Below are 1,855 nucleotides of genomic sequence, written 5' to 3' on the forward strand. Positions count from 1 at the left end.
CCCCCGCCCTCGCCACCCCCGCCTATCTGGCCTGGGCCCACGCGCAGGAGATGCGGGCCGAGATCGGCCCGCACACCTATGTGGCGGGCGCGCAGACCGACCCCGTCACCCGGGAGCGCCGCTGTCTGGTGGAGTACGCGGCACCGGAGCTGCTCACCTCTCCCGCCGCACTCGCCGAGCTGGAGCGGCGGCTCGCCGCCGCGCACCCGGACGCCGACGCCCTGCTGCTGCGGGCGCCCGGTGACACCGTGCTGCCCGCGCCCTGGCGCCCGTCGGTCAGCTATGTGCGCCACAGCGGCGCCGTGCCGCGAGCAGCCGAGCGGTCCGCCGGGCTCGCCGTCGTACCGGCAGGTCCCGAGCACGACCCGCTGATCACCCAGTGGCTGGTCCGCGCGATCGCCGACGGCTACGGCCCGGCGTCCGGCGACGCCCGAAGGACCGGGCTGGTCGACGCCGCGGCCACGGAGGTACGGGACGCCCCCGACCGGGTCTCCTTCCTGCTGACCCGCGACGGCCGCCCGATCGGTCACGCGTCCGTGCTGACCGAGGCTCAGGACGAGGTCACCGGCGCCGAGTTCGTCGACCTCTTCGACCTGCTGGTCGACGACGCCGACGCCGTACGGCCCGGGACCGCGGCGCTGGTCGCCGCGTGTGCCGCTCTCGCCGCCGAGCGGGGCCGGCCGCTGTTCGGCAACGTCGTGCACGACAGCACCGGTCCCGACAGCGGCGCCCGGGTCGTGGCCTCCCTCCAGGGGCGCGGCTGGCACCTCGACCACCGATTCTGGCGCCGCCCCCGCCCCGACGAGGAGACCTCCGTATGAGCACCGCCGTCCGCGAGGACCCGGTCGATCTGCCGCTGCTCTACCGGCTGTTCGACCTCTCCCCCGACGAGGACCTGCGGGTCCTGGTCCGCCGCGCCCGGGCCACCCGGGAGGCCCTGGTCCAGCTGGTCTTCTCCGTCGCCGAGCGGGCCGGACACCGCCTCGGCACCGGCTCCGCCGACGAACTGCGCCGCGCCCGCGCCCGCGCGGAGGGCTACCGGCGGCTGCACACCGCGATCAGCGCCGCCCACCGGGTCCACGTACTCAAGGGACCCGCGATCTCCCAGCACTACCCCGAAGGCGTCCTGCGGCCCACCGGCGACCTCGATCTGGTCGTGGCGGACGAGCGGGAACTGTGGGCCGTGGTGCGGGTGGTGCTCGGCCACCAGAGCGTCGAGAACCTCGACTACTCCGTGGTCGACGGCGAGCGGCGGCACATGATGGCCACCCTGTCCTGGACTCCGCTGGATCCGCTACTCGACCGCGACGCCAAGGTCGACGTGGGCACCGCCGCCTACTTCGGGGACGGCGCGGTCCTGCCCGTCCGCTCCCGGCCACCGTCCGACGAGGTGCTCACCAGTCTCCTGGCGATAGCGGAGGAGCGGTTCCAGCGCGCCTTCCACGCCGTCGACGCGATCGACGTGATCGTCCTGTCCCGGATCGGCCCGGAGTCGGTCGCCTCGGCCGAGGCCACGGTCCGCGAGTTCCGGCTGGCCCCGGAGGTGACGGAACTCCTCGCCCACGCCGGGCGGTGCGCCCCGCTCGGCCCCTTCGAGGAGCTGCGCCGACGGCTGGAGCCCGCCGCCGAGCAGGAGCGCGAGCGGCGCTCCGCGGCGACCGCCGCACCGCCCGCCCGGGTCCGTTACGGCATGGAGCTGCGCCGGGCCCACCGGCCCGACTGGCGGCGCGCGGTGGAGCACCACGCGGGCGGCGACACCCTGATGCTGACCCCGGTCGGCGACTATCTGCTGGTCGAGTCCGAACTGGTCGCGCCGGACCGGTACGAGGCGGCCCTCGCCGCCCTCCCCCACCTG

The 1,855-nt window shown here is 75.6% G+C and carries 2 protein-coding genes; both read left to right on the forward strand.

Going from position 1 to position 1,855, the window contains the following annotated elements:
• Positions 1 to 821: hypothetical protein (locus ACJA3G_RS36175; protein WP_406557270.1), on the forward strand; the 821-nt coding region annotated here is incomplete at its 5' end.
• The coding region (locus ACJA3G_RS36180; protein ID WP_406557271.1) for a hypothetical protein at positions 818 to 1,855 on the forward strand (1,038 nt) is incomplete at its 3' end. The genes ACJA3G_RS36175 and ACJA3G_RS36180, both read left to right, overlap by 4 nt.

The sequence above is a fragment of the Streptomyces sp. YS-3 genome (assembly GCF_045257485.1).
In the GTDB taxonomy this organism is placed as follows: Bacteria; Actinomycetota; Actinomycetes; order Streptomycetales; family Streptomycetaceae; genus Streptomyces.